Source organism: Micrococcus sp. M4NT (assembly GCF_033790745.1).
Taxonomy (GTDB): Bacteria; Actinomycetota; Actinomycetes; order Actinomycetales; family Micrococcaceae; genus Micrococcus.
The window spans coordinates 13376-38903 of record NZ_JAMYEH010000001.1 but is presented as its reverse complement, the minus strand read 5'-3'; the positions used below and the strand labels follow the sequence as shown (position 1 = coordinate 38903).

The 25528-nt window shown below is 74.3% G+C and carries 20 protein-coding genes and 1 pseudogene; 9 read left to right on the top strand and 12 right to left on the bottom strand.

The annotated features are described in order from the left end of the window. Positions 1–99: 99 nt before the first annotated feature. Positions 100–906, bottom strand: a complete 807-nt coding sequence (nth, locus tag NJC10_RS00170; RefSeq protein WP_298984992.1) for an endonuclease III — start codon at positions 904–906, stop codon at positions 100–102. 390 nt (positions 907–1296) lie between these two features. Here nth and acs point away from each other — a divergent pair, with 390 nt between their 5' ends. Beyond that, positions 1297–3237 carry an acetate--CoA ligase gene (gene acs, locus NJC10_RS00165; protein ID WP_298712613.1) on the top strand — a complete coding sequence of 647 codons (1941 nt, stop codon included), beginning with the start codon at positions 1297–1299 and terminating at the stop codon, positions 3235–3237. A 126-nt stretch (positions 3238–3363) separates the two neighbouring features. Here the strand turns inward: acs and NJC10_RS00160 are convergent, their stop codons facing one another. The 4 genes from NJC10_RS00160 to NJC10_RS00145 all read right to left on the bottom strand — a co-directional run bounded on the left by NJC10_RS00160 (position 3364) and on the right by NJC10_RS00145 (position 7418). After that, positions 3364–3816 (bottom strand): GntR family transcriptional regulator, encoded by a 453-nt coding sequence (locus NJC10_RS00160; protein ID WP_319073844.1) that lies wholly within the window; start codon positions 3814–3816, stop codon positions 3364–3366. 10 nt (positions 3817–3826) lie between these two features. Beyond that, complete coding sequence (locus NJC10_RS00155; RefSeq protein WP_248117941.1) at positions 3827–4021, bottom strand: methionine/alanine import family NSS transporter small subunit; 195 nt, start codon at positions 4019–4021, stop codon at positions 3827–3829. Between the two features lie 3 nt (positions 4022–4024). Then, the gene (locus NJC10_RS00150) at positions 4025–5701 is read right to left on the bottom strand and encodes a sodium-dependent transporter (protein WP_319073842.1); all 1677 of its coding nucleotides are present in this window, start codon (positions 5699–5701) and stop codon (positions 4025–4027) included. Between the two features lie 109 nt (positions 5702–5810). Then, positions 5811–7418: a CvpA family protein gene (locus tag NJC10_RS00145; protein ID WP_319073840.1), complete on the bottom strand. Its 1608-nt coding sequence runs from the start codon at positions 7416–7418 to the stop codon at positions 5811–5813. Positions 7419–7580: 162 nt separating this feature from the next. Here NJC10_RS00145 and NJC10_RS00140 point away from each other — a divergent pair, with 162 nt between their 5' ends. Further along, complete coding sequence (locus NJC10_RS00140; protein WP_248117936.1) at positions 7581–8258, top strand: Crp/Fnr family transcriptional regulator; 678 nt, start codon at positions 7581–7583, stop codon at positions 8256–8258. Positions 8259–8312: 54 nt separating this feature from the next. Here NJC10_RS00140 and NJC10_RS00135 read toward each other — a convergent pair whose 3' ends face one another. The 3 genes from NJC10_RS00135 to NJC10_RS00125 are packed head-to-tail and all read right to left on the bottom strand — an operon-like array spanning position 8313 to position 9878. Beyond that, positions 8313–9176: an NUDIX hydrolase gene (locus NJC10_RS00135; protein WP_298712600.1), complete on the bottom strand. Its 864-nt coding sequence runs from the start codon at positions 9174–9176 to the stop codon at positions 8313–8315. Between the two features lie 37 nt (positions 9177–9213). After that, entirely contained in the window at positions 9214–9705 is a 492-nt protein-coding gene (locus NJC10_RS00130; RefSeq protein WP_248117932.1) for a RidA family protein, read from the bottom strand. A gap of 5 nt (positions 9706–9710) precedes the next feature. Next, on the bottom strand, positions 9711–9878 hold the full coding sequence (locus NJC10_RS00125) for a DUF4177 domain-containing protein (RefSeq protein WP_248117929.1): 168 nt from the start codon (positions 9876–9878) through the stop codon (positions 9711–9713). Between the two features lie 68 nt (positions 9879–9946). Here NJC10_RS00125 and NJC10_RS00120 point away from each other — a divergent pair, with 68 nt between their 5' ends. The 4 genes from NJC10_RS00120 (at position 9947) to NJC10_RS00105 (ending at position 17132) form a co-directional block, all read left to right on the top strand. Continuing rightward, positions 9947–12127: a transglycosylase domain-containing protein gene (locus tag NJC10_RS00120; protein WP_319073835.1), complete on the top strand. Its 2181-nt coding sequence runs from the start codon at positions 9947–9949 to the stop codon at positions 12125–12127. Further along, entirely contained in the window at positions 12124–13104 is a 981-nt protein-coding gene (locus tag NJC10_RS00115; RefSeq protein ID WP_319073833.1) for a metallophosphoesterase, read from the top strand. The genes NJC10_RS00120 and NJC10_RS00115 overlap by 4 nt, the downstream gene beginning before the upstream one ends. Positions 13105–13179: 75 nt before the next feature. Continuing rightward, positions 13180–15165 (top strand): ABC transporter ATP-binding protein, encoded by a 1986-nt coding sequence (locus NJC10_RS00110; RefSeq protein ID WP_319073832.1) that lies wholly within the window; start codon positions 13180–13182, stop codon positions 15163–15165. After that, positions 15162–17132, top strand: coding sequence for an ABC transporter ATP-binding protein (locus NJC10_RS00105; RefSeq protein WP_319073829.1), 1971 nt, complete (start codon positions 15162–15164; stop codon positions 17130–17132). The genes NJC10_RS00110 and NJC10_RS00105 overlap by 4 nt, the downstream gene beginning before the upstream one ends. A gap of 66 nt (positions 17133–17198) precedes the next feature. Here NJC10_RS00105 and NJC10_RS00100 read toward each other — a convergent pair. Together NJC10_RS00100 and purD are read right to left on the bottom strand one after the other, a co-directional pair. Then, a pseudogene (locus tag NJC10_RS00100) lies at positions 17199–17927 on the bottom strand (endonuclease domain-containing protein); the annotation flags it as partial. A gap of 212 nt (positions 17928–18139) precedes the next feature. Further along, a complete protein-coding gene (gene purD, locus NJC10_RS00095) occupies positions 18140–20422 on the bottom strand; it encodes a phosphoribosylamine--glycine ligase (RefSeq protein WP_319073827.1) in 2283 nt (760 codons plus the stop codon). A 61-nt stretch (positions 20423–20483) separates the two neighbouring features. On the opposite strand from purD, the gene NJC10_RS00090 reads away from it, so the two are divergent. Next, positions 20484–20774 (top strand): hypothetical protein, encoded by a 291-nt coding sequence (locus tag NJC10_RS00090; RefSeq protein ID WP_319073825.1) that lies wholly within the window; start codon positions 20484–20486, stop codon positions 20772–20774. A 100-nt stretch (positions 20775–20874) separates the two neighbouring features. Here the strand turns inward: NJC10_RS00090 and NJC10_RS00085 are convergent, their stop codons facing one another. Together NJC10_RS00085 and NJC10_RS00080 are read right to left on the bottom strand one after the other, a co-directional pair. Continuing rightward, complete coding sequence (locus tag NJC10_RS00085; RefSeq protein ID WP_319073823.1) at positions 20875–21525, bottom strand: response regulator transcription factor; 651 nt, start codon at positions 21523–21525, stop codon at positions 20875–20877. Beyond that, a complete protein-coding gene (locus NJC10_RS00080) occupies positions 21522–22982 on the bottom strand; it encodes a sensor histidine kinase (RefSeq protein WP_319073821.1) in 1461 nt (486 codons plus the stop codon). The genes NJC10_RS00085 and NJC10_RS00080 overlap by 4 nt, the downstream gene beginning before the upstream one ends. A gap of 281 nt (positions 22983–23263) precedes the next feature. Between NJC10_RS00080 and NJC10_RS00075 the strand changes: the two genes are divergently transcribed. Both NJC10_RS00075 and NJC10_RS00070 read left to right on the top strand, forming a co-directional pair. Next, on the top strand, positions 23264–24430 hold the full coding sequence (locus NJC10_RS00075) for an ABC transporter permease (protein ID WP_319073820.1): 1167 nt from the start codon (positions 23264–23266) through the stop codon (positions 24428–24430). A 111-nt stretch (positions 24431–24541) separates the two neighbouring features. After that, a complete protein-coding gene (locus NJC10_RS00070) occupies positions 24542–25408 on the top strand; it encodes an ABC transporter ATP-binding protein (protein ID WP_319073819.1) in 867 nt (288 codons plus the stop codon). Positions 25409–25528 lie beyond the last annotated feature (120 nt).

Below are 25528 nucleotides of genomic sequence, written 5' to 3'. Positions count from 1 at the left end.
CGCCGCATCCGAGGCACCGGCCCCGTCCGTCGGCCGGGTGCCGCGCTGCGTGCCGGCCCCGCCCCGATCAGGACCCGGTCAGGACCTGGTCCGGACCGCTCATGCCCCGAGGGAATGCCCCAGGGCCCGGAGCTCGCGGCGCGTCCGCCCCGCGCGCATGAGTGCGAGCAGCTCCTCCCGGCCGGGCTTGAGCTCGTAGGCCAGCAGGGAGCGCGCCCTCTCGGGGTCGGTCTCGCCCGCACCGTAGCTGGGGCACCACCGGGCGATCGGGCAGGCCCCGCACGCCGGCTTCCGCGCGTGGCACACGCGGCGGCCGTGGAAGATGAGGTGGTGGGAGAGCATGGTCCAGTCCCGCGGCGGGAACAGGGCGGCGACGGCGTGCTCCACCTTCACCGGGTCGGTCTCCTCCGTGAAGCCGAGCCGGCGCGCCAGGCGCCCGAAGTGCGTGTCCACGGTGATCCCGGGGCGGCCGAACGCGTTGCCCAGCACCACGAACGCCGTCTTGCGACCCACCCCCGGGAGGGTCACGAGATCCTCGAGGCGGCCGGGGACGTCCCCGTCGAAGCGCTCCACGAGCTCGACGGAGAGCCGCAGGATCGCCGACGCCTTGTTCTTGTAGAAGCCCGTGGGGCGCACGAGCTCCTGCAGCTCCACCTCCGTGGCCGCGGCCATGGCCGCCGCGTCGGGGAAGCGCGCGAACAGCGCGGGGGTCACGGAGTTCACCCGCACGTCCGTCGTCTGGGCCGAGAGCACGGTGGCCACGAGCAGCTCGAAGGGGTTCTCGAAGTCCAGCTCGGCCACCGCGTACGGGTACGCCTCCGCGAGCGCGCGGTCGATCCGCCGCGCCCGGCGCGTCAGGGCCAGCGGGCTCTCCCCCGTCGGCGTCGTCGTCCCGTGCGCGCTCACGCCGACCGCCGCCCCGCCACGGCCGTGAAGGAGCCCTGCGGGGAGTCCGCCCACTCGGCGCCCGCGTCGCGCAGCAGGGCGTCGTGAGGCCGCGGCCCCCCTGCTCCGCCTCCTCGGCGTCGGGCAGCTCGTCCCACGGCTCCGCCGCCGGCCACCACCACGTCCCACTGCTCCCGAGTCATGGACCGATTCTCCCGTGCCGCGGTGGCGGGCGCGAACGCATCCGGCGGCCGCTCGCCGTGGGGAGCAACACGAACGGCGGTGATTTGCCGCCTCCGGCCCCGCGCGTCATGCTGATCCCGACAGACCTGTGCCACGCGTCACACCGGCGACCGGCCCTGCCGGCCACCCCCAGATCCCGGCGCGCCCCGCCCCGAAAGGACACCCCCGATGGATGAGCAGATCCCCACGTTCCCCCCACCACCGGAGTTCGCCGCCCAGGCCGTCGCCACGGCGGACCTGTACGCCGAGGCCTCCGAGGACCGGCTCGCCTACTGGGCCCGCCGCGCCCGCGAGGCCCTGCACTGGGAGGAGGACTTCACCGAGGTCCTGGACTTCTCCGACGCCCCGTTCGCGAAGTGGTTCGCCGACGGCACCACCAACGCCGCCTACAACGCACTGGACCGCCACGTGGAGGCCGGCCGCGGCGAGCGTGTGGCCATCCACTTCGAGGGCGAGCCGGGCGACACCCGCACCTACACGTACGCCGAGCTGGCCGCCGAGGTGCGGCGGGCCGCCAACGCGTTCGAGTCGCTGGGCGTCGCCAAGGGCGACCGCGTGGCCGTCTACCTGCCCATGATCCCCGAGGCCGTCATCACGATGCTCGCGTGCGCGCGCATCGGCGCCGTGCACTCCGTGGTGTTCGGCGGCTTCTCCGCCGACGCCCTGCGCTCCCGCGTGGACGACGCCGAGGCGAAGCTCGTCGTCACCGCGGACGGCTCCTTCCGCCGCGGCAAGCCCTCCATGCTCAAGCCCGCCGTGGACGAGGCGCTCTCAGCCCCCGGCCACACCGTGGAGAACGTCGTCGTCGTGCGCCGCAACGAGGCCGAGGTGCCCATGGCCGAGGGCCGCGACCACTGGTGGCACGACGTGGTCCCCACCGCCTCCGACGAGCACGAGCTCGTGTGGCACGACGCCGAGCACCCGCTCTTCATCCTCTACACCTCCGGCACCACCGGGAAGCCCAAGGGGATCCTCCACACCACGGGCGGCTACCTCGTCCAGGGCGCCGTGACGATGCACGACACCTTCGACCTCAAGCCGGAGACGGACGTGTACTGGTGCACCGCCGACGTCGGCTGGGTCACCGGCCACTCCTACGTCGCCTACGCGCCCCTCGTGAACGGCGCCACCCAGGTGATCTACGAGGGCACCCCGGACTCCCCGCACCAGGGCCGGTGGTGGGAGATCGTCGAGAAGTACGGCGTCACCATCCTCTACACCGCGCCGACCGCGGTGCGCACCTTCATGAAGTGGGGCCGCCAGATCCCGGACGGCCACGACCTCTCCTCCCTGCGCCTGCTGGGCACCGTGGGCGAGGCCATCAACCCCGAGGCGTGGCGCTGGTTCCACGAGGTCATCGGCGGCTCGCGCTGCCCGATCGTGGACACCTGGTGGCAGACCGAGACCGGCGCGCACATGCTCACCCCCCTGCCCGGCGTCACCACGCTCAAGCCCGGCTCGGCGCAGCAGCCCGTGCCCGGCGTCGTGCTGACCGTGGTGGACGAGGCGGGCGAGCCCCTCGAGGGCACCGCCGCGGGCTTCCTCGTGGCGCGCGAGCCGTGGCCGTCCATGCTGCGGGGCATCTGGGGCGATCCGGAGCGCTTCAAGGAGACCTACTGGTCCCGTTTCCCCGGCATGTACTTCGCCGGCGACGGCGCCCGCTACGACGAGGACGGCGACATCTGGCTGCTCGGCCGCGTGGACGACGTCATGAACGTCTCCGGCCACCGCCTGTCCACCCAGGAGATCGAGTCCTCCCTCGTGGCGCACGAGCTCGTGGCGGAGTCCGCCGTGGTCGGCGCCGCGGACGAGACGACGGGTCAGTCCGTCGTCGCCTTCGTCCTCCTCACCGAGGAGGCCTCCGCCCGGGGCCTGGACCCTGCCGAGGTCGAGCAGGCGCTGCGCGCCCACGTGGGGCACGACATCGGCCCGATCGCCAAGCCGAAGCGCATCCTCGTGGTGCCGGAGCTGCCCAAGACCCGCTCGGGGAAGATCATGCGCCGCCTCCTCAAGGACGTCGCTGAGGGCCGCACCCCCGGCGACGCCACCACCCTGGCGGATCCGACCGTCATGGACCGCATCGTGGAGACCCTGGGCGACCGCGCCTGACCTGCGGAGCACAGACGAGCCCTGCGACGTGGTGCCCATCCGGAGCGGATGGGCACCACGTCGCAGGGCTCGTTCGTCGTGGCGCTCAGGTCTGGTGCGTGGTCAGGGTTGCGACGCCGCGGCGCCTCAGCCCCGGGCGGCGGCGGCCAGGCGGACCTGCTCCACGGCGTCGGCGGGCGTGAAGCCGAGGCGACCGACGACCTCGTCCACGAAGCGGCGTGCTGCCTGTCGGGCCTCCTCCCTGCACCCCTCCTCGGACGCCGCGACGAACGTGCCCCCGCGACCGCGGGTCTCCACGGCCCCGCGAGCCTCGAGCTCCTTGTAGGCCTTGGCCACGGTGCCCGGGGCGAGCCCGAGCTCCCCGGCCAGCGTGCGCACGGGCGGGAGGCGGTCGCCGCGGGCGAGGAGACCGCGGGCCACGGCGTCCACGACGGCGTCCACGAGCTGCGCCGAGGCGGGATGCGGGGCCGAGCGGTCGACCGACAGACACGGCAGGGACGGCGCGGCGACACGCGAGGGCGGGGAGGCCGCCGTGGCAGCCTCCCCGCCCTCGCGGTGCGCAGGGGTGCGCGAGGTCATCCGGCGTGCATCAGACGCGGTGAGCGGGGGCGTCGTCGTCCACCGGGGCTCCGAACGCCTCCTCGTCGGCTGCGTCCCAGGCCTCGTCCGGAAGGTGGCCGGAGGTCTCGTCCGGGTGCCGCACGAGGTGGATCATCGCGACGACCAGACCTCCCCAGACCAGGACGATCGCGAGGGTCATCATCATGATGGCGGCGGTGCTCATGGCTCAGTGCTCCTTCCGGACGGCCCGGGCCGCCGCGTCGACGGATGGGTCCGTCGTGTCCGTGCGGACCACGGGGATGGCGCCGGTGGGCGTGGTGCCGGCCGGGACCGCGTGGGTCGGGATGAGGTCGCCGTGGATCTCGTTCTCCACGGGCTCTTCATAGAGGTTCGACTTCTTGGACCACGGGATCAGGGACAGCAGCACCGCGAAGGCCACCGAGCCGAGGGCCAGGCCCCAGCCGTACTGGCCGAGGAAGTCGCCCGGGTAGTCGCCGTAGCCGTCCCGGATGGTCTCCATGATCCAGGAGAGCCAGATGTAGGAGAGCACCAGGGGCATGACCACGCCGATCAGCAGCGTGAAGATCCCGCCCACACGGAACGAGGAGACCGCGTTGAGGTGGGCCACGATCCGGCGCGCCGAGCCGAGGACGGCCGTCACCACGAGCACCGACATGAGGGCGGCGCCCACGATGCCGAAGTTGTTGGCGAAGGCGTCCATGGTGTCCAGCATGTAGAGGCCCGTGGTGGTGGAGAACAGTGCGAGGGACACGACGGCCGAGAGGCCGACCACCACCAGCACGGTGGTCCAGCGGCCCCAGCCCAGCTTGTCCTTCACCGCCGAGACCACGACCTCGAGGATGGAGATGAGCGAGGTGAACCCCGCGATCACGAGGGAGCCGAAGAAGAGGATGCCCACGACGGCGCCCATGGGGGCCTGGGAGATCAGCGTCGGGAACGCGACGAAGGCCAGGCCGATTCCGCTGGCCACCACCTCGTCCACGCGCACGCCGGAGGCCTGCGCCATGAAGCCCAGAGCCGAGAACACGCCGATGCCGGCGAGGATCTCGAAGCCCGAGTTGGACAGGCCGACCACGAGGCCGGAGCCCGTCAGGTTCGTGCGCTTCTTCAGGTAGGACGCGTAGGTGATCATGATGCCGAAGCCCACGGAGAGGGAGAAGAAGATCTGACCGTAGGCCGCGATCCACACGCCCGGCTCGGCCAGGGCCGCCCAGTTCGGGGTGAAGAGGGCGTCGAGGCCCTGCGTGGCGCCCGGCAGGGTGAGGGCGATGACGACCAGCACGAGGAACATGACGATGAGCAGCGGAATGCCGATCATGGAGGCCAGCGCGACGCCGCGGCGGATGCCGAAGCCCATCACGAGGATGAGGATGACCCACACCGCGAGCATCGGCCAGAACACGCCGGGCACGATGTCGAACGAGGGCTGCGGGGCGTCGGCCACCTGGAGGTAGGTCCCGTTGAAGAAGCCCTCGGGGTCGTCGCCCCACGCCTGGGTGAGGGAGAAGCCCGTGTAGCGGATGGACCACGCGATGATGGCCGCGTAGTAGATGCCGATGACCACACAGATGAGCACCTGCCACCAGCCGATGGCCTCGGCCCAGCGGTTCAGCCGGCGGAAGGCCAGGGGCGCCGAGCCCCGGAAGCGGTGGCCGATCGCGTAGTCGAAGAACAGCAGCGGGATGCCAGCGGTGAGGAGCGCGATGAGGTAGGGGACGACGAAGGCGCCGCCGCCGTTCTCGTACGCCACGTAGGGGAAGCGCCAGATGTTGCCGAGGCCGACCGCCGAGCCGATTGCCGCGAGGATGAAGGCCCAGCGGCCGGTGAACTCCTCACGGGACTGCCGCGGTGCGGCGTCCGTGGCGGAGACGGATGTGGACATGGGGGACCTCCGGGGAAGGACGGGGTGCAGATGTGATCGACCACACAATACGACATCGTCCGATGCGTGGGAACCCGCGTCCAGGATGCAGACGCGGCGGGGGTACGGGTCAGCCCCCCACGACGCACTGCCCCGCGGAGACGGTGGAGCTCAGGCTGGGCGCGACGGCCACCGTCCGGGCGATCGCGTCCGCCGTGAGGGCGTAGCCGATCTGACCCGACCCCGGCGCGCGGGCGAACACGAGGCCGGCGAGCGTGCCGTCCTCCGCCACCACGGGCCCGCCGGAGTATCCGTGGCGGATGTCCGCCTCGAGGGTGTAGACGTCCACCGCGGAGACGGCGCCGCCGCCGACGGCCTCGAGCGGGACCTCGCCCACGGCCTGCACGCGGGCGGCGGTGGTGGCGAACGGGCCGCTGTCCGGGTAGCCCATGGCCGTGGCCGTGTCGCCCACGCCCAGCTCCGCACCCAGACGCGCCACGGGCAGCTGCGCCCCGTCGACGGCGAGCACCGCGAGGTCCCGGGCCGTGTCCAGGAGGACGACGCGTGCCGAGTACACGCCGCGGTCGCGGTCGAGCACGGTGGGCGCGGGGACGCCGGCCACCACGTGGGCGTTGGTGAGCACGCGGTCCGGGGCGATCGCCACTCCGGAGCCGCTCTGGACCTGCGCGCAGGCCGTGGCGGTGCCGGTCAGGCGGACCACGGAGCGGGACACGTCCGCGGCCGGCGCCGGCTGCGGTGCGGCGGCCGGTCCGGACGGACGGGCAGCCGCCGTCGTCGGGCTCGACGCCGCGGCGGCCGGTGCGGGCGCGGAGGAGGCCGGGTCTGCGGGCGCGTCCGGCTGGGAGCGCGACGGTGCGGCGTCCGGCTCGGGCGCGCCGGGCTCCCCCTGCGCGGGGGTGCTGGGGAGCGGTGCAGGCCCCGCTCCCGCCGAGTCGTCGGCAGACGTCGGCGACGTGGCCGACCCCGGCTCGCCCGGGGTGCCCGCGTCGCCGGGGGTGCCGGCCTCGCCGGGCCGGGCCGCGCCCGGGGTGTCCGCAGGGGCCGCGCCGCCGGACGGCTCACCACCGGGGGCCGCGGCCGAGGAGCCGGGAACGGCAGCGGCGTCGGGGCGGCCGGACCCCGTGGCGCCGGAGCCGAGCGCCGCGGTCACGGGCGGCAGGTCGGGCGCGTCGGCGTCCTCGGCGGGTGCGGGCAGCTCCACCTCGGGGAGGCCGTCGAGGCCGGCGACCGCGGCGCGGGCGCGGGCCGCCCACGAGAGAACAGCGTCGGGCATGGCGGCGTCCACCGTGGTGAGCACGCGGGACCGGGCGACCTCACGGGTGACCGCGGTGTTGCCCAGGGCACCGAGGGAGAAGGAGAGGAGGCCCATCACGAGCGCGGCCACGAGCACCGACGCCAGCGCGCCGAGGAGCCGGTCCACGCGGCGCAGCACGGGCGGACCGATGCGCAGGCGCAGCTGCGCGCCGATCGCCGCGCCGACGTACTGGCCCGAGGCGACGAGGGCCACCACCGTGACCAGGGTGAGCACCCACCGCCAGCCCGTGCCGGTGGCCCACTGGGAGACGACGGGCACGGCGAGGAAGGCGATGAGCGCGCCCGCGATGAACCCCGCCAGGTTGCCCAGCACGACGCCGAGGCCACGGCGATGGCCCTGCACGAAGAACATGACCAGGAGCACGAGCAGCACCGCGTCCAACCAGGTCAGGCCGAAGATCATCCCGTGTCCACTCCTCATCCTCTCCCCGCGCGGAGCGTCCGCGTCGGCAGGCGCCGTGGGGGACTCCAGGGTATCGGCAGCCTCGAGGGGCATGGGGCACAATGGACCGGACAGACTTCGGCGGCACGCCGTCGGGGTGAGACAGGCAGAGGAAGGACGCACATGGATCTCGAGGTTCTGCGGAAGGCCCCGCTGTTCACTCACCTGGACGACGAGGTGTTCGCCATCCTGACCTCCGAGCTGACCGAGGTGGAGCTCTCGCGCGGCTCGTCCGCGTTCCATGAGGGCGATCAGGGCGACCAGCTGTACGTGATCATGTCCGGCAAGGTGAAGCTCGGCCGGACGGCTCCAGACGGGCGCGAGAACCTCGTGGCCGTGCTCGGCCCCGGTGAGATCTTCGGCGAGATGGCCCTGTTCAACCCCGCGCCGCGCAGCGCCACCGCCACCGCGGTCTCGGCCGCCCGCCTCGCGGGCCTGCGCCACGAGAACCTGCGCCGCGCGATCGCGTCCTCCCCCGAGGTCTCCCTCCAGCTGCTCCAGGCCCTCGCCCAGCGCCTGTCCAAGACCAACGAGTCCCTCGCGGACCTGGTCTTCTCCGACGTTCCGGGCCGCGTCGCGAAGGCGCTCCTGGACCTGGCGGACCGCTTCGGCCGCCCCGCGGCGGACGGGCTCCTCGTGGCCCACGACCTCACGCAGGAGGAGCTGGCCCAGCTGGTGGGCGCCTCTCGCGAGACCGTGAACAAGGCGCTCGCCGAGTTCGTGCAGCGCGGCTGGATCCGCCTCGAGAACCGCGCCGTCGTGATCCTGGACCTGCAGCGCCTACGCCAGCGTTCGCGCTGACCCGCACCGCACACACGAGGGGGCCCGCCGAAAGGCGGGCCCCCTCGTGTGTGCTCAGTGCCGCCCGGTCTCCTCGGCGTGCATCCACAGGCGGCCGCTGCCGTCGTCGGGCTCGGTGACCACGGTGCGCTGCGGGATGGCGCCCCGCCCCACCCCTTCCGTGAGGGAGAGCAGGAAGGCGGCGGCCGTGCGGTGGGCGGCCACACGCCGCAGCAGCGCCTGGGTCATGGGCGTGGAGACCTGGTCGAGGCGCACCGTGCCCGCCTCGCCGAGCCAGCCCTCCGGACCGGGCAGGGCCACGGGCCCCTCGAGGATCCGTCGCGCGGAGCACCAGCCCCGCTCGCTCGCGCCGGCGGCCGCCTCCGACGCGGTCTGCTGCGGCGGCAGGGCCGCGGCGAACACCACCGTGTCGAAGCGCCGGTGGCTGTGGAGGGCGGACTGCCAGCGCTCGAGCGGGCGCAGCAGGTCGGCGCGCAGTCCCAGACCGCGGGAGTCCAGGAGCGAGGGCAGTCCCGCCTCCCCCTGCTCGAGGGAGGCCCGTGTCCCGCCCCAGGAGCGGCCACGGGGCTGGAGCACGATGTCCCCGTCCGAGCGCCCCGCCAACAGGACGCCGGTCTCCTCGAAGAGCTCGCGGACCGCGGCCACCACGTGCTGGCGGGCGCGGCGCCGATCCGGGATGCCGAGGCACGCGGACCAGCGCGCGGGCTCGGGCCCGAACCACCGGCACGTCTCCGCGTCCGAGGTGGAGAGCGAGCCCCCGGGAAGGCCCACCCGCCCGAGGGGAGTGTTCCCCGTCCGGTGGCGCAGCAGCACCTCGGGCCCGTCCGTCCCCTCGCGCACCATCACGACGGCGGACGCCGGACGGGCGGGGCGCACCTGCCGGAATCGCTGGGCGAGCCACTGGCGGGTGAGGTCCACGTCCTGATCCGGGACGGGGACCCGCCGCGCGGCGGCGTCAGCGGACGCGGACAGTGATCTCGACCTCCACGGGCGCGTCCAGGGGCAGCACGGCCACGCCGACGGCGGAGCGGGCATGGCGGCCCGCGTCGCCGAAGATCTCGGCGAGCACGTCCGAGGCGCCGTTGATCACGCCGGGCTGACCGGTGAAGTCGGGGGCGGAGGCCACGAAGCCGACCACCTTGACCACCTGGACGACGCGCTCGAGGTCGCCGACCACCTCATGCACGGCCGCCACGGCGTTCACCGCGGCGACGCGGGCCAGCTCGGCGGCCCGCTGCGGGTCCACCTCCGCGCCGACCTTGCCGGTGGCCGGCAGGGCGCCGTCCACGAAGGGCAGCTGGCCGGAGGTGAGGACGAGGTCCCCGTCCCGCACGGCGGGGACGTAGGAGCCCACGGGGGCGGCGACGGCCGGCCGGGCGAGGCCCAGCGCGGCGAGCCGGTCCGCCGCGGTCCCGGAGCCCCAGGAGGGGCGGTCGGGCTCGGTCATCGGGCTCACGCGGCCTTGGGGCGCTTGAGATAGGCCACGGGGTTGGCGCCCTCGGGGCCGGGGATCACGGCCACGAGCTCCCAGCCGTCCTCACCCCACTGGTCGAGGATCTGCTTGGTCGCGTGGATGAGGAGGGGGATGGTGGAGTACTCCCACCGCGTGTGCTGGGTCATGGGACCAGCGTAGCGAGCACGCGTCCCGCCCGCAGGGCGGCCCAGCCACGCGGGATACACTTCCCGCCATGGCGTCCCGCAAGTCCCCCCTCCCCGCTCGCTCCAGCGTCCTCGGACGGATGCTGGCGTACCTGGGGCTCTCCGCCCTGGCGGGGCTGCTCGTGGCGGGGCTGATGCTGCCGGCCGTGAGCCTCGCGGGCGCGGGCGTGGGCGTGGGGCAGGACATGCTGGACCGGATGCCGGACGAGCTGCCCACGGAGCCCGTCTCGGTCCCTTCCACGATCGTCTCGGAGGACGGCCAGGTGCTGGCCACGTTCTATGCGGAGAACCGCACGCCGGTCACCCTGGACCAGGTCTCGGACCACATGGAGCACGCGATCGTGGCCATCGAGGACGCCCGCTTCTTCCAGCACGAGGGCGTGGACGCGCGCGGCCTGGTCCGCGCGGCCGTGCACAACGCCACCTCGGACTCCACCCAGGGAGCCTCGACGCTGACCCAGCAGTACGTCAACCAGCTGCTGATCAACTCCCAGCAGATCCGCGGCGACTCCCGCCTGACCATCTCCGGCAACAAGAACGTGTCGGACAAGGTCAAGGAGATCAAGCTCGCGGTGGCCGCGGAGAAGCAGATGTCCAAGGAGCAGATCCTCGAGGGCTACCTCAACATCACGCTCTTCCAGGGCCGCGCCTACGGCGTGGAGGCCGCGTCCCAGTACGTCTTCGGCAAGCCCGCCGCCGAGCTGGAGAGCTGGGAGGCCGCCACCCTGGCCGGCATGGTCCAGTCCCCCACCGGCTACAACCCTTCCCGCAACCCCGAGGGCACCACGAACCGCCGGGACACCGTGCTGCGCGCCATGCGCAACAACGGCTACCTGAGCGAGGAGGAGCTGCAGCACGCCCTCGCCCAGCCCCTCGAGGTCGTGATGAAGGGCGTGCCCTCCGGCTGCCTCAACGCCGAGTTCGGCGCCTACTTCTGCGACTACGTGGAGCGCCAGGTCCTGGCCGATCCCACCTTCGGACCCGACGTGCTCTCCCGCCGCGCCCTCCTGGACCGCGGTGGCCTGACCATCCGCACCACCCTGAACACCGAGCTGCAGAAGTCCGCCGAGGACATCACGCGCCGCGCCATCCCGAACGACGAGGCCTACGGCGCCGGCCAGGCCCTCGTGTCCCTCGAGCCGGGCACGGGAAACATCCGCACGATGGCGCAGAACACCGAGTACGCCATCATGGACGAGCTGGGCCGGACCACTCTCAACCTCAACGCGGAGCGCGAGTGGGGCGGCGGCGCCGGCTTCCAGGCCGGCTCCACCCTGAAGCCCTTCGTGGCGCTCGCGTGGCTGCGCAACGGCAACCACCTGGTGGACACCGTGGACGCCTCGCGGAACCTCTACCCCGCGGGCACCCGCTTCCAGGCCTCGTGCCGGCCCGGCGGGTACGTCAGCATCGGCACCGACTGGAACATCAACAACGTGGTGGACGGCCTCGTGAAGCGGGACCGCATCGACGAGGGCATCTTCTGGTCCGTCAACACGCCGACCGTGGCCACGGCCTACCAGATGGACCTCTGCGACATCACGAACCTCACGACCCAGCTGGGCATCCGCCGGGCGATCGACGGCTCCCCGCTGCAGCCGGACGAGCCCACCTTCCTGCTGGGCTCGGACTCCGTGGCGCCGCTCTCCCTCGCCGGGGCCTACGCGGCCCTCGCCGCGAACGGCCTGTACTGCGAGCCGCGCGCGATCCTCGAGGTCACGGACACCACCGGCAACCAGTACGACGTGGGCGAGCCGACCTGCACCCAGGTCGTCGCCCCCGAGCACGTGGCCGAGCTGACCCCCGTTCTGCGCCACCACGCCGGCTACAACCTGGCCCCGGACGGCGCGGGCTACGAGTTCGCCGGCAAGTCCGGCACCAACAACAACAACTCCTCCACGTGGTTCGTGGGCTACACCACCGAGCTGGCGACGGCCGTGTGGTCCGGCCGGTACACCAACCTGAAGTCGATGATCGGCGAGACCGTCCGCGGCCAGAAGCGCGACGTCTTCTATGGCACCACCTTCAACGGCCCGTCCTGGCTCGAGTTCAACCAGCGCGCGAAGGAGATCTACCCCCCGGGAGAGCTCCCCGAGTACTCCGGACCGCAGTCCGAGGACCCCGGCGAGGAAGGCCCGCACCCGGACGGCACGGACTTCTTCGTGGAGGACATCCAGCGTGGCGGCGCCGACCCCGAGAACGTCCCGGAATGAGCACCGTGGACCTCACCCGGGGCCGCGGACGGCGGCTCGTGCGCACCGGCGCGCGGGTCGCCGTCGGCGCGGGCACGACGGCGGCCCTCGGCCTGGCCTGGGGCCTCGCCGAGGCCGAGGCCCGGGTGGTGCGGACGCACACGCTCGCGGTCCTGCCCGCGGGGGCGCGGCCGATGCGCGTGCTGCACCTCTCCGACATCCACCTGCTCCCCCGGCACCGCGCGAAGCTCGCGTGGCTGCGCGGGCTCGCGGACCTGGAGCCGGACCTCGTGGTGAACACGGGGGACAACATCTCCGCGGCGGCCTCCGTGCCGCTCGTCCTCGACGGGCTGGCCCCGCTGCTGGACATGCCCGGCGTGTTCGTCCCCGGGTCCAACGACTACTACTCGCCCAAGCCGGCCAATCCGCTGCGCTACCTCCGGGGGCCCTCCCGGATGGAGGCCGGGCGGGCCGAGCTGCCGCACGGCGAGCTGTTCGGCGCCTTCCGTGCCGCCGGGTGGGCGGACCTGACCAACCGGGGGGCCGTGCTCGAGATGGGCTCCGAGGGTGGCGTGCCGACGCGCATCGCGGCCGCCGGCACGGACGACCCGCACCTCGGCCTCGACGCGTGGCCGGGCTTCCCGGAGGAGGCCGCGGCGCCGGCAGGTGCGGCGGCCCGTCCCGACGACGGCGTCCTCCGCCTCGGCGTCACCCACGCCCCGTACCGGCGGGTGCTGGACGCCATGACGGCGGACGGTGCCGACCTGCTGCTGGCCGGCCACACGCACGGCGGGCAGGTGTGCCTCCCGTGCTTCGGGGCGATCGTGACCAACTGCGACCTGCCCCGCTCCCAGGCCTCGGGCGTGTCCACGTGGACCGCGGCGGGGCGCACCGTGCCCCTCGAGGTGTCCGCCGGGCTCGGCTCGGCGCCGTCGGCACCCGTGCGGTTCGCGTGCCGGCCCGAGGCGGTCGTGCTGGACCTCGTGCCCCGGGTCTGAACGGGACCCTCCGAACCGCACCTGCCTGGGGCGATCCCGCCCTGTGAGGTCCGCCGCCGCCGGTAGAGTGCGCGTGTGACCCGCACCTCCTCCGAGCCCCTCCCCCTGCGCGACGCCCTGCACGGGGTCGCCCCGTACCTGGAGGGCGTGCGCGGCCGCTGGGTGGGCGGGCTCCTCGCCGCCCTCGCCGCGGGGCTCGTGGCGCTGGCCATCCCCCAGGTGATCCGCGTGCTCGTGAACACCGTGTTCGCGCACTCGGCCCCCGGCGTCCCGGGTCCGGCGGACCCCGCCGCCGGGGTGTGGTGGGCGGCGCTCGCCCTGGCCGCCCTGGGCCTGGCCGAGGCGTTCTTCATCTGGCTGCGCCGCTTCTTCATCCTGCCGCCCGCCGCGGACGTGGAGAACCGGGCGCGGATCAGCATCTACCGGCGGCTGCAGCGCCTGCCCGCGAGCTTCCACGACGCGTGGCCCTCCGGCCAGCTGCTCTCGCGCGCCCAGGCGGACCTCTCCCTGCTGCGCCGCTGGATCGCGTTCGGGTCCGTGATGCTCGTGGTGGAGAGCGTGACCATCGTGGTGGGCCTCGTGCTGCTCTTCACCATGTCCTGGCAGCTGGCCCTGCTCTACCTCGTGGCCGCCGTGCCGATCATGATCCGCTCGTTCCGCTTCCGCAACGACTTCCGCGCCGCCTCCCGCCTCTCCCAGGACCAGGCGGGCGACCTCGCCACCACGGTGGAGGAGTCCGTGCACGGCATCCGCGTGCTCAAGGCGTTCGGCCGCGGACCCGACGCGCTCGAGGGCTTCCGCGGGGAGGCGGAGACCCTGCAGGGCACCGAGGTGCACAAGGCCGCGGTGCTCGCCCAGTTCACGGGCCTCGTGGTCGCCCTCCCCGAGGTGGTGCTCGGCGTCGCGCTGGCCCTGGGCGTCTACCTCGTGGCCGTCGGCGACCTCACGGTCGGCGCCCTGGCCGCGTACTTCGCCACCACGGCCGTGCTCTCCCGGCCCGTCGAGGGCATCGGCCAGCTCATGGGCATGACCCTGGCCGCCAAGACGGGCATCGACCGGCACCTCGAGGTCATGCGCACCCCCGTCGCCATCGCCTCGCCGACCGGCACCGACGCCGCCGAGGAGCAGGCCACCTCGCGCGCCGTCGCCTCCTCGGAGGCCACCTCGGCCGTGGTGCTGGACGGGCTGCCGCCGTCGTCGGGCCGTCTCGCGTTCCGGCACGCGCGCTTCTCCTACCCGGACACGCCCGCGGACGCCGCGCCCCTGCTGGCCGACGTCGACCTCGAGCTCGTGCCCGGGGAGACGATGGCGCTCGTGGGCGTGACCGGCTCCGGCAAGTCCACCCTCGTGCAGCTCGTGCCGCGCCTGCAGGACGTCACGGGTGGCGCCGTCGAGGTGGACGGGCTCGACGTGCGGGAGTATCCCCTCGAGGAGCTGCGGCGCCGCGTGTCCATCGCGTTCGAGGACGCCACCCTCTTCTCCGACACGATCCGGGCGAACGTGCTGCTCGGCGCGCCCGCGGAGGCGATCGCCGACGGCCTGGACTCCCCCGCCGCCGAGGCGCTGCTGGAGACCGCGCTGGACACCGCGCAGGCCGGGTTCGCGAAGGACCTGCCCGAGGGCGTGGACTCAGAGATCGGCGAGGAGGGGCTCAGCCTCTCGGGCGGCCAGCGCCAGCGCATCGCGCTGGCCCGCGCGATCGCAGCCCGGCCGGCCATCCTCGTGCTCGACGACCCGCTCTCCGCGCTCGACGTGCGCACCGAGGAGGCGGTCACCGCCCGGCTGCGGCAGGTGCTCGCCGGGACCACGACCCTGATCGTGGCGCACCGGCCCTCCACGGTCGCCCTCGCCGACCGCGTGGCGGTGCTGGAGGACGGGGTGATCATCGACGTCGGCACGCACGCCGAGCTGCTCGCCCGCTCCGCCGCGTACCGCGACATCATCACCACGGGCGCGCAGGCCGACCGCACCCTCGAGCGGCTCGCCGACGCCGGCGACGCCGCTTCCCATGCCGACGCCGCCGGTTCCCACGCCGCCCCGACCACGGAGGACGCCCGATGAACCCGCAGGATCCCCGAGCGCAGGCGCCCGGCACGGCACCGGATCGCCCGGCCGACCGCGGCGTGACGGGCCCCGACACCTCAACGCTCACCGTGGTGGACCCGGCGCAGGCGGCCTCCCTGCGCGTCGTCGGCGTGGGCGGGGAGGAGTCCCTCGAGTACACGCCCGAGGAGCGTCGGCACGTCCGCCGCCGCTCGTGGGCGCTGCTGCGCCAGCTCGCGGCGCCCGTGCGGGGCACGCTCCTGCTCACCGCCCTGCTCGTGCTCGTCTCCAACGCGGCGCGGGCGGCCGTGCCGCTGATCATCGCGTGGGCCATCGACCGGGGCCTGCCCCAGGTGGTCGAGGCCGTGCGCACGGGCGCGGACCCGTGGCCCGTCGTCGTCCTGGTGGGCGGGGTGTACGCCCTGACGGGCCTGACCGCGGGCGTCCTGCTGGGCGTCTACCAGTGGCTCACGGCCAAGGCGAGCCAACGCATGCTGCTGGCGCTGCGCGTGCGGGTGTTCCAGCACACGCAGCGTCTCTCGCTCGGCTTCCACGAGACCTACACCTCCGGCCGTGTGATCTCGCGGCAGACCTCGGACCTCGAGGCGCTCCGGGAGCTGCTGGACCAGGGCGTGTCCTCGCTCGTCTCGGGCGTGCTGTTCATGGTGTTCACGTCCGCGTCGATCGTGCTGCTGGACGCGCCGTCGTTCCTGGTCCTGCTGATCGCGTTCGTGCCCGTGGCGATCGCGGTGCGCTGGTACCAGGTGCGCTCCGAGGAGGCCTATCGCCGCTCCCGCGTGTCCTCCGCGCGGTCCATCGTGCACTTCGTGGAGACCATGACGGGCATCCGGGCTGTGCAGGCGTTCCGCCGCGAGCGGGCCAACGACGCGAAGTACACCCGACTGGCCACCGCCTACCGGGACGACATGGTGGAGACGCTGAACCTCTTCGGCGTGCTGCAGCCCGTGCTCGTGGTGACCGGCAACCTCACGGTGGTGGCGCTGCTGGTGTTCGGCGGCCTCCGCGTGCTGGCCGGCGACCTCGAGGTGGGCGTGCTCGTGGCGCTGCTGCTCGCCGGGCGCCGCGTGTTCCAGCCCATGGAGATGGTGGCCATGTTCTACTCCTCGTTCCAGTCCGCGGGCGCCGCGCTGGAGAAGGTCTCGGGCCTGCTCGAGGAGGAGCCCGCCGTCGTCGAGGCCGCCCAGCCGGCGCTGCTGCCGGGGGCGACGCGCCCCGGCGAGGGCGTGGCCTCCGGGCGCATCGAGTTCCGCGACGCCGTGTTCGGCTACGGGCCGGAGAAGGTGATCCTTCCCGAGTTCGACCTGACGATCCCGGCCGGGCAGACCGTGGCCGTGGTGGGGCAGACCGGCGCGGGCAAGTCCACCCTGGTGAAGCTGATCGCGCGGTTCTACGACCTGACGTCCGGCTCGCTCACCCTGGACGGCGTGGAGCTGAAGGACCTGGCGAGCCGGGACCTGCGGCGCAACGTGGTGATGGTGACGCAGGAGGCGTTCCTGTTCTCCGGGTCCGTGGCGGAGAACATCGCGCTGGGCCGGCCGGGGGCGTCCGAGGCGGAGATCCAGGCGGCGGCGCGAGCCGTGGGCGCGCACGAGTTCATCCTCGCGCTGCCCGAGGGGTACGACACCGACGTGTCCAAGCGCGGGGGTCGACTGAGCGCAGGGCAGCGGCAGCTGGTGTCCTTCGCGCGGGCGTTCCTCGCGGACCCGGCCGTGCTGATCCTCGACGAGGCGACGTCCTCGCTGGACCTGCCGAGCGAGCGCCTCGTGCAGGACGGCCTCGAGCGGCTGCTGGGCAACCGCACGGCGCTGATCATCGCGCATCGGCTGAGCACCGTGGAGATCGCCGACCGCGTGCTCGTGGTGCACGACGGCCGCGTCGTCGAGGACGGCAGCCCGGCGGAGCTCGTGGCGCAGGGCGGCCGGTTCGCGGCACTCCACGGGGCGTGGGAGGACTCGCTCACCTGACCGATCCTCTCCCCTCCGGAGGCGGACACTTTCGATCGCCCGTGCGAAGCCGGTCAGCCGGTCGTCGGCGGTGAGGCGCAGCGAGCGCCACCCGTGGTCCTGGAGCCATCCGTCGCGCCGCGCGTCGCGTGCCTGCTGCTCGCGAGACCGATGGTGCTCGCCGTCGTACTGGAGTGCCAGCCGCCACGCCCGATAGCCGAGGTCGACGATGCGGGCGAACCGATCCTGCGGATCACCGGGCACCTGAAGCTCCGGCTCCGGCAGCCCAGCCTCGATCAGTGCGAGGCGGAGCTCGGTTTCCGGTGGAGGGTCGGCCCCGACCCGAACCAGGTGCAGAGCCTCCCGCGCCAGGCGCACTCCCTTGAACCGGCCCGTCCGGCGGAGGGCCTCTCGGAGTCGCTCGGGAGTCGTGACGGGGTCACTGCGCTGGCCGTCCGCCCACGGCCGGTTCACCCGCGCGTCTCCGGCGATCACGAGGGGGTCCCGGGGCCCGCGCGGCCTCAGTGCGGCCAGGTCGAGCCATGCCCGCTCCACCGAGGTGGTGCGGATGCCGTGGATCTCCACGACGTCGTCGGCCGCCTCCTCCGGAGGCCACGGCACGGGGTCCTCATCGTGCCCGAGCGCCCGCCAGTCCTCGACGGCGGCGCCCGTGGCGCGGTGCACACCGTGCGTCACCGACCGGAGGTCCGCGCGGCGTGCTCGCTCGGCGCTGAACCCCGCGGCGGTCAGGTCCGTGAGCCGGAACGTGGAATGCGCAAGCGGAGCGGGGAAGGGCGCGGGCTCGACGGGTGCCATGCCCCGCATGCTGGCCGCGCCCACGTCTCCCCCGCGCGCCGGCGCCGCGATCCGTGGACGACGCGCCCGACGACCGCCCCTGTGCAGGAGCGGCGGGCCGCGGCCGTCAGCGCCCCTTCCTTGTTTTCGCTAGGGACATCGTCGTCTCCATCCCACGAAGTTGGGACGGAGACGACGATGTCCCTGGCGAAAGTGCCGGGGGGTGGGACGGGTCAGGGGGTGAAGGTCCGGCCCGTCAGCTTCTCGTACGCCTCCACGTAGCGCGCGCGGGTCTTGGCCACGACGTCGGCCGGCAGCGCCGGCGGCTCCTCGCCCGAGGCACGGTCCCACCCGGATGCCTCGCTCGTCAGCCAGTCGCGCACGAACTGCTTGTCGAAGCTGGTCGGCGCGCGCCCGGGCTCGACGTCGTCGGCGTCCCAGAAGCGGGAGGAGTCCGGGGTCAGCACCTCGTCGCCCAGCACGATCTGCCCGGTCGTCGGGTCCACGCCGAACTCCACCTTCGTGTCCGCGAGGATGATCCCGGCCTCCCGCGCGATCGCCTCGGCCCGCGTGTAGAGGTCGAGCGTGAGGTGGCGCAGCCGCGCCGCGGCCTCGTCGCCCACCCGCTCCGCCATCTGCTCGAACGTGATGTTCTCGTCGTGCTCGCCCACCTCGGCCTTCGCGGAGGGCGTGAAGATCGCGGGGTCCAGCCGCGAGCCGTCCACGAGCCCGGACGGCAGCGGCAGTCCCGTCACGGCCCCGGACTCGCGGTACTCGGCCAGGCCCGAGCCGGTGAGGTAGCCGCGCGCGATGCACTCCACGGGGAACATGTCCAGCCGCTTGACCACCATCGCCCGGCCGGCCACGGCCTCGGGGACGTCCGTGCTGACCACGTGGTGCTCGAACGGCGACGCCGCCGCGCCGTTGCAGCCCTCCGCGAGCCTCTCGAACCACCACAGCGTCAGCTGCGTGAGGATCGCGCCCTTGTCGGGGATCGGCGGCGCCAGCACGTGGTCGTACGCGCTGATGCGGTCCGAGGCCACCACCAGGAGCGTCTCACTGCGTCCCGGCTCGGCGTCGGCCGGCTCGTAGAGGTCACGCACCTTGCCGGAGTACACGTGGCGCCAGCCCTCCAGCTCGAGGGCCTCGGCGCCGTCGAAGCCGCGGCGCTCCCCCGCGCCCACGACGTCGTCGCCCACCGCCGCGCGCTCGTCACCCGCCGCCGTGCGATCCGCGCCGGCACCCGGCACCGCGATCTCGCCGCGCTCGGCCTTCTCGGCGATGTCCGTGCGCCACTGCGCCCCCGCGAACCGGATGCGCTCCACGCCCGCGTACGCCCGCTCGCGCGCCTGCTCGAGATCCGTCCCACGCCCGACGACGGCGAGCACCCGCCCGCCGTTCGTCACCGTGCGGCCCTCGGCGTCGCCGGCGGTCCCGGCGTGCAGCACGTCCACGCCCTCGAGGGCGAGCGCGTCCGCCAGCCCGAGGATCACGTCGCCCTTCGAGGAGGTCGCGGGGTACCCGGCCGAGGCCACGACGACGTCGACCACGACGTCCTCGCTCCACTCCAGCTCGCGGTCCGCGCCGAGGCGGCCCGCGGCGGCGTCGGCGAGGAGCCCGGCCAGTGGCGTCTCGAGGCGGGCGAGCACGGCCTGCGTCTCGGGGTCGCCGAAGCGGACGTTGAACTCGATGACCTCAGGGCCGCGGGAGGTGACCGCGAGGCCGATGAACAGCACGCCGGTGAACGGGGTGCCGCGACGGGCCATCTCGGCCAGCACCGGGCGGGCGACGCGGTCCATGACCTCGTCGGCGAAGCCCTCCGGCAGCCAGGGCAGCGGCGTGTAGGCGCCCATGCCGCCGGTGTTGGGGCCGGCGTCGGCGTTGAAGATGCGCTTGAAGTCCTGCGCGGGGCTCAAGGGGACGGCGTCGGTGCCGTCGCAGAGCACGAAGAGCGAGACCTCCGGGCCGTCGAGGAACTCCTCGATCACCACGGTCCCGCCCGCCGCGAAGCACGCCCGCGCATGGGCCAGCGCCTCGGCGCGGTCGTCGGTCACCACCACGCCCTTGCCCGCGGCGAGGCCGTCGTCCTTCACGACGTGCGGGGCGCCGAACTCCTCCAGTGCCGCCTCCGCCTCGGCGTCGGTGGTGCACACCCGCGCGCCGGCGGTGGGCACGCCCGCCGCGGCCATGACCTCCTTGGCGAACGCCTTGGACGCCTCGAGCTGCGCCGCGGCCCGGGACGGGCCGAACACGGCGACGTCGGCCGCGCGCAGGGCGTCCGCGGCGCCCGCGGCGAGCGGCGCCTCGGGGCCCACGACCACGAGGTCGGCCTCGAGCGAGCGGGCGAGGGCGACGACGGCGTCGACGTCGGCGGGATCCACGGCGTGGAGCGTGGCGGAGTCCGCCATGCCGGCGTTGCCGGGGGCGACGTGGAGCGCGGTGGCCTGGGGGTCACGGGAGAGGGCGCGCAGCAGCGCGTGTTCGCGGCCGCCGTTGCCGAGCACGAGGATCTTCACGCGCTCAGCCTACGGCCTGGGGCCTGGCCGGGCCGGGGGCACGCGGCCTACCGTGGAGCCCATGACGATGCCTCCCCTCCACCATGGCCGCCCCGACGACGACGGCACCCCCGGCCGCGGCGGGCTCGGCGGATTCGGCCGCGGGCTCAGCGGTCCGGGCGGACCCGGTCCGCGCCTGCGCACCGCGTGGACCTTCATGGGCGTGCTCTTCACGTGCGCGCTGATCGGGTTCTGGACCCTGCGGCTGTTCGGCTACGGCCGTGGCGAGGTCGGCCTCCCCGTGGTCCTCGGAATCCTGGCGGCGGCCGCGGCGGCCGCGGCGCTGATCACGCGGGCGGTCCGGCGGCGCTGACCTGCCCCCTGCACTTTCGTTCGAGGTCGCGCCGGAATGAGGACTTTCGTTCGAGGTGTAGCGGCTACAACTCGAACGAAAGTCGCCGTGGCGGTGGGGGTCAGCCGCGGATGACCCGCCGCCGTCGAGCCTCGGCCACCGCCGCCGTGCGGTTGTCCACGCCGAGCTTCTGGAACACGTGCACGAGGTGGGTCTTCACCGTCGCCTCGGAGATGAACAGCGCCTTCGCGGCGGTGCGGTTGCTCGCCCCCTCGCCGATGAGGGTGAGCAGCTCGATCTCACGGGGACTCAGCGCCTCGGGATCCCCGGCCACCCGGCCCACCAGCCGCGCCGCGATCTCCGGCGTGACCGCCCGTCCCCCCGCGGCCGCCGTCCGCACCGCGGCGGCGATCTCCTCGCTGGTCGCGTCCTTGAGCAGGTAGCCGGACGCCCCCGCGGCCAGGGCGGAGAGCACGTCGGCGTCGGCGTCGAACGTCGTCAGGATCAGCACGGGCAGACCCGGAACCATCGCCCGCACCGCCCGCGTGGCCGCCACGCCGTCCATCCCGTCGCCCATCTGCAGGTCCATCAGCACGACGTCGACGCCGGGCCCGGCCTCCGCCCCGGTCGCCGCCCCGACCTCCAGGACCCGCAGGGCGGTCTCACCGTCGCCCGCCTCGGCGACGACGTCGATGTCCGGGTGCGCCTCGAGCACGGCCCGCACCCCCGCCCGGACCACGGGGTGGTCGTCCACCAGCATCACGCGGATCATGCGTCCTCCTGCGTCGTCGTCATCGTCGTCGTCCCGGACGCGTCAGCGGCGAGCGGCACGCGCAGCGCGACCACCGTGCCCTCCCCCGGCGCGGACTCCACCGTGGCCTCCCCGCCGAGCAGGGCGAGGCGCTCGCGGACGCTCAGCAGGCCGACACCGGTCGACCGGCCGGCCGCACCGACCGCAGCACCCCCGCCCCCGCCCCTCGGCGTGAGCCCGACGCCGTCGTCCGCGACGTCCAGCGTGAGCTCCCCTGGCAGGAACGCGAGGGAGACGCGGGCGCGAGAGGCGCGCGCGTGCTGGCCCACGTTGGCCAGCGACGCGCGGGTGGCGCGCACGAGCGCCGTCTCCACGGCGGCGGGAACGGGCACGGGGGTCCCGGCGACATCCAGGTCGACGGCGACCGGGGAGCCGACTGCGGACTGCTGGGCGGCGAAGGCGCGCACCACCGCCTCCAGGGACTCCGCGAGGCCGGCCCCGGTGCTGCCGCTGCGCAGCTCACGGACGAAGGCGCGGGAGTCGGCGAGGCTCTCCGCGGCGGTGGCGCGCACGGTCTCGAGCCGGCTCGCGGCGAGGTCGGCGTCGCCGGCGCGCAGCGCGTCCTGCGCGGCGCGGGAGACCAGCACGATCGAGGCGAGGCCCTGGGTGAGGGTGTCGTGGATGTCGCGGGCGAGGCGCTCGCGCTCCGCGAGCGCGCCGGCGCGGTGCTGGGTGGCGGCAAGCGTGGCGCGGGCGGCGCGCAGCTCGGCGGCGACGGCGCGCTGACGCTCCGACTCCTCGTGGAGCGCGCGATAGGCGCCCGAGAGCACGACGGCGACACCCGCCCCCACGAGCGGCCCGATCACGGCGGCGGGCCGCACGCCGTCGCCGGAGCCGGCCATGCCCAGGACCACGACGCCGGCGATCGCCGCGACGAGCACCGGGCCGGCGACGCGGCGCAGCAGGGCGCGCGGGCCCGCGACCAGGGCCACGACGTGCAGGACCACGAAGAACAGGGGGAACGCGACCCACGCGAAGTCGCCGTGGTGGGCCACGAGCAGTCCCCACAGGGCGAGCACGAGGGCCAGCCAGCCGGTCGCGGCGCCCAGGCCGACGCCGTCACCCCGCACCCAGCGCCGCCGCTCGGCCACCGTTCCGGCCAGGTAGACCGCGGCCAGGGCACCGGTGAGGCCGACCAGCACCGCCGCGGTGAACGGGCCCGGGGCGGCACCCTCGCCGGCCGCGGCGCGCATCCCCCCGAGCGCCCGGGCCAGCCCGACGGCGAGCAGCCCGGCGAACGAGACATGCAGGGCCACGCGCAGCCCCGCGAGGACCCGGGCGGAACCGGGCTCCGGGGCGGCGCCGGGACCGGAGACGGACGCGGGTTCGGGCGCCGACGGCGTGGCGGAGCTGGGCACGGACGGCGGGACGGAGGCCGACGTCGCCGCGGTCGGCGGGGCGGCAGCGGGACGGTCCATGTGGCCCACCCTACGGTCCGCCCACGGCCGACGAGCCGACGCCGTCCGCCCGCGCTCGGACATCAACTGAACGGTTGATCCAGGATCCACCTCCGCGTCCGATGTGCGCGCCGGCCAACCGCGGGAGGCTGGAACAGACGTTCCAGCCCGGCACACCGTCCACCCCACCCGGACCGACCGTCCACCCCGCCCGGCCGGACCCCGCACAGCACCGCATCACCAGCACAGCACCGCATCACCAGCACAGCACCGCCCCGCCCACCTGAGAAAGGACGCGCATCATGTTCCTCGCCCTGCGAGACCTGCGCTTCGCCACCGGACGCTTCGCCCTCATGGGCTCCGTCGTCGCCCTGATCACCCTCCTGCTCGTGATGCTCTCGGGCCTCACCGGCGGGCTCGGCGCGCAGAGCACCGCCGCGCTCGACGACCTCGGCGAGCAGGGCACGCAGCGCATCGTGTTCGGCGGCGCCGCCGGCCAGGCGGCGGAGGCCGGCTTCACGCAGTCCGAGTTCACCCTCGCCCAGCGGGACGCGTGGGCCGCAGCCGACGGCGTGTCCGCCGTCGAGCCCCTCGGCGTCAGCCAGGGCCGCCTCGTCGGCCTGGAGCACGCCGTCGCCCTGCCCGCGGACGCCCCCGCCGGTCCCGCCCGCGTCAACACCGACGGCGTGCCCACCACCGGCGTGGCCGCCGCGGCGCTGCTCGGCCTTCAGGAGGGCTCCGCCCACCTGCCCGCCGCCCTGGACGCCGGCCAGATCGTGCTCTCCGCGTCCCTCTCCGAGGAGCTGGGCCAGGGCGTCGGCGGCACGGTCGCCTCCTCGGGCGTGCAGCTGAGCGTGGCCGCCGTCGTGCCCGACTCCTTCTACTCCCACACCCCCGTGGCGTGGGTGGGCACCGACGACTGGGCCGCCCTGGCCCACGCCGACTCCGCCGACGTGCTCGGCACCGTGGGCCTGGCCTCCTTCGACGACGGCGCGGACGCCGACGCGACCGCCTCCGCCGCGGACTCCGCCGCCGGGACCGTCTCGACCACCGTGTCCGGCGCGTACGCCGCCCTGCCGGCCTACTCCTCCGAGCACGGCTCGCTGGTGATGATGCAGGGCTTCCTCTACGGGATCAGCGCGCTCGTGGTGATCGCCTTCCTCTCCATCTGGACCGTGCAGCGCACCCGCGAGATCGCCGTCCTCAAGGCGCTCGGCGGCTCCACCGGCTGGGTGCTGCGCGACGCGCTCGTCCAGGCCGGGATCGTGCTCGCCCTCGGCGTCGCCGTGGGCACGCTGGCCGCGTTCGGCCTGGGGCGGCTCGCCGCCGCCGCCGTCCCGTTCCTGAGCAGCGCGGGCACCACCGTGCTCCCCGCCCTCGGCGTCCTCGCCCTCGGCATGCTCGGCGCGGGGCTGGCGGTCGCCCGCGTCACCCGCGTGGACCCGCTCGTCGCCCTCGGCGGCAGCTGAGCCCCGACGACGGCGGGCACTCTCCGCCGGTGCCTGCGCCTGCATCCCGGCCCGCCCCCACCCCCGTCTTCGTTCCATCCCGCCCCCGCACGTCCCGGAAGGACCCTCCCCGTGAGCACCACCAGCCTCGTCTCCAGCCCCCTCGACGCCCTGCGCACCCCCGCCGCGGCGGCCGCCCACCGGGCCGCGGGGCGCACCCTCGACGCCGGCTCCGGCACCCGCATCCCCTCGTCGGAGGCGCGGACCACCGTCCCCGGCGCCGAGCCGAGCGGCGCGTCGGCCGAGACCACCCCCGCCCTGTCGGTGCGGGACGCCGTCCTCGAGTACCCCGACGGCGAACGCGGCGTCCTGCGCGCGCTCGACGGGGTGAGCATGGACCTGCTGCGCGGCACGTTCACGGCCCTCGTCGGCCCGTCCGGCTCGGGCAAGTCCTCCCTGCTGGCCGTGGCCGCGGGCCTGATCGAGCCGACCTCCGGCAGCGTGCGCGTGGCCGGCCGGGAGGTCACCGCGCTCTCCCGCGGCGAGCGGACGGCGCTGCGCGGCCGCGAGATCGGCGTCGTGTTCCAGCAGCCCAACCTGCTGGCATCGCTGACGGCGCGGGAGCAGCTCGAGCTCACCGTGCACCTGGACCGCAGCGCCACCCGCGCCGACAAGACGGCAGCGCGGGACCGCGCCCTGGAGCTGCTGGAGCGTGTGGACCTCGCCGCCCATGCCGACAAGCGCCCCCACCAGCTCTCGGGCGGTCAGCGGCAGCGCGTGAACATCGTGCGCGCGCTCATGGCCTCCCCCGCGCTGCTCCTCGTGGACGAGCCCACCTCCGCGCTGGACCGCGAGCGCTCGGCCGCCGTCATCGGACTCCTCGGCGAGCTGACCCGCGACGAGGGCGCCGCCACCCTCATGGTCACCCACGACCACGAGTTCCTCGGCGCCACCGACCGGACCCTCACGATGGTGGACGGCCGGCTCGTCGACGCCTGACCCGGCACCCCCGCACTTTCGTTCGAGTCCGGGCCGTTTCCCGGACCTTCGTTCGAGGTGTAGCGGCTACAACTCGAACGACAGTCGGGGTGGGAGGCAAGTCGCTGCGGGGCGACCCTC

Coding starts and splice junctions, on each gene's coding strand:
- NJC10_RS00105 (WP_319073829.1), top strand. CDS start 15,162: ATGAACCCGCAGGATCCCCGAGCGCAGGCGCCCGGCACGGCACCGGAT.
- NJC10_RS00080 (WP_319073821.1), bottom strand. CDS start 22,982: ATGGACCGTCCCGCTGCCGCCCCGCCGACCGCGGCGACGTCGGCCTCC.
- NJC10_RS00130 (WP_248117932.1), bottom strand. CDS start 9,705: ATGACCGAGCCCGACCGCCCCTCCTGGGGCTCCGGGACCGCGGCGGAC.
- NJC10_RS00115 (WP_319073833.1), top strand. CDS start 12,124: ATGAGCACCGTGGACCTCACCCGGGGCCGCGGACGGCGGCTCGTGCGC.
- NJC10_RS00090 (WP_319073825.1), top strand. CDS start 20,484: ATGACGATGCCTCCCCTCCACCATGGCCGCCCCGACGACGACGGCACC.
- acs (WP_298712613.1), top strand. CDS start 1,297: ATGGATGAGCAGATCCCCACGTTCCCCCCACCACCGGAGTTCGCCGCC.
- NJC10_RS00145 (WP_319073840.1), bottom strand. CDS start 7,418: ATGATCTTCGGCCTGACCTGGTTGGACGCGGTGCTGCTCGTGCTCCTG.
- NJC10_RS00085 (WP_319073823.1), bottom strand. CDS start 21,525: ATGATCCGCGTGATGCTGGTGGACGACCACCCCGTGGTCCGGGCGGGG.
- NJC10_RS00125 (WP_248117929.1), bottom strand. CDS start 9,878: ATGACCCAGCACACGCGGTGGGAGTACTCCACCATCCCCCTCCTCATC.
- NJC10_RS00120 (WP_319073835.1), top strand. CDS start 9,947: ATGGCGTCCCGCAAGTCCCCCCTCCCCGCTCGCTCCAGCGTCCTCGGA.
- NJC10_RS00075 (WP_319073820.1), top strand. CDS start 23,264: ATGTTCCTCGCCCTGCGAGACCTGCGCTTCGCCACCGGACGCTTCGCC.
- NJC10_RS00160 (WP_319073844.1), bottom strand. CDS start 3,816: ATGACCTCGCGCACCCCTGCGCACCGCGAGGGCGGGGAGGCTGCCACG.
- NJC10_RS00150 (WP_319073842.1), bottom strand. CDS start 5,701: ATGTCCACATCCGTCTCCGCCACGGACGCCGCACCGCGGCAGTCCCGT.
- NJC10_RS00155 (WP_248117941.1), bottom strand. CDS start 4,021: ATGAGCACCGCCGCCATCATGATGATGACCCTCGCGATCGTCCTGGTC.
- NJC10_RS00140 (WP_248117936.1), top strand. CDS start 7,581: ATGGATCTCGAGGTTCTGCGGAAGGCCCCGCTGTTCACTCACCTGGAC.